The following is a 1,115-nucleotide window of genomic DNA, read 5'->3' as shown; positions in this document are numbered from 1 at the left end:
GTCCGCGCCCCGCGAGGCCGGCGGCGGCGTGGGGACGGCGCCGCGCGCCCGCCCCGCGAGGTCGGCGACCCGGGCGAGCGACGAGGTGACGATCGCCCGTCCAGCCCGCACCAGCCGTTCGGACAGCGGAGGTACCGGCCTCAGGTAGCGGAAGGTACCGGCCTCGGGTAGCGGAGCACCCCGCCGACCCGGGGTGCCCGAGCCCGGTGCGCGGCACCCGAAGTCGCTCGGACACCGCGCGCCGTCACCGCCCCCGCTGCTCCTTCTTCCGCCCGGCGAGGGCGTCGCGCATCCGGTCGACCATGCCGGCGCCGGGATCCATCAGGCGGTTCAGCGGTGGCCGGTCCGGTGCGGCCGGATGCGGGTGGGTGGGCGCGGTGTCCTTGGCGCGCAGCACCGCCGAACCCACCTCGGCCAGCTCCCCGGTGGTGCAGGAGCGGTGCAGTTGGGGGAGGATCTCGTTCTCCTCCGAGCGCACGTGCTGTCGCACGTCCCGGATGAACTCCGACACCAGCTCCTCGAACCGGGCGGTGGTCGGGTCCTCCCGCTCCAGGTCCTTCATCAGCCGTTCGAGGTCGGCGTTGGCCTCGATCTCCTGGTCGGCCCAGCCGCTGTGCGCGGGATCGACCCGTCGGAAGAGCGGGAGGACGTACTGCTCCTCGGCGACCGAGTGCCGGACGACCTCCGTGATGGCGTGCGCGGCCAGGTCCCGGCGGTGCTCCGGGGTGCCCTCGGCCCGTTCCAGCTCGGAGAGGATGGCCTCGACCGTGCGGTGATCGGTGGTGAGCACGTCCACGAGGTTCGTGGCCTGTTTCTCGTTGCCCATGTCGTTCCTCACGTCTCGTCCTGGTTCGACTGCTTGTCCTCCGCCGCTCCCGCGTCGTGCTCCGGCGGCGGCTCGGTCCTCGGCGCGGGGGCCTGGCGTTCCTCAGCCCGCCACGAGCAGCACCACACCGCCGACGGCGAGGGCCGGGACGGTGGTGAGCAGGCTGGTGGACAGCGCCGCCCGCCGGTCGAAACCCAACAACGGGATCAGCGCGTCCCCCTTCTGGCTGATCGCGTTGGCCATCAACCCGGCGAGCGGAACCGTTCCGGTGAGGTACAGCGTGGTGAAG

2 protein-coding genes are annotated in these 1,115 nt (G+C 73.0%); both read right to left on the bottom strand.

The window, feature by feature from the left end:
* Nucleotides 1-244 precede the first annotated feature (244 nt).
* Nucleotides 245-826, bottom strand: a complete 582-nt coding sequence (locus ACTIDRAF_RS0223800; RefSeq protein ID WP_016701189.1) for a hemerythrin domain-containing protein — start codon at nucleotides 824-826, stop codon at nucleotides 245-247.
* 102 nt (nucleotides 827-928) lie between these two features.
* The coding region (locus ACTIDRAF_RS30895) for a putative manganese transporter (protein WP_039789226.1) at nucleotides 929-1,115 on the bottom strand (187 nt) is incomplete at its 5' end.

It is taken from the genome of Actinoalloteichus spitiensis RMV-1378 (assembly GCF_000239155.1).
Classification (GTDB): domain Bacteria; phylum Actinomycetota; class Actinomycetes; order Mycobacteriales; family Pseudonocardiaceae; genus Actinoalloteichus_B; species Actinoalloteichus_B spitiensis.
The sequence above is the reverse complement of the archived record's forward strand: the minus strand, read 5'-3'. Positions and strand labels throughout refer to the sequence as shown.

Bases quoted from the DNA above. Each gene is read 5' to 3' on its own strand.
- ACTIDRAF_RS0223800 (WP_016701189.1), bottom strand. From the start codon at position 826: ATGGGCAACGAGAAACAGGCCACGAACCTCGTGGACGTGCTCACCACC.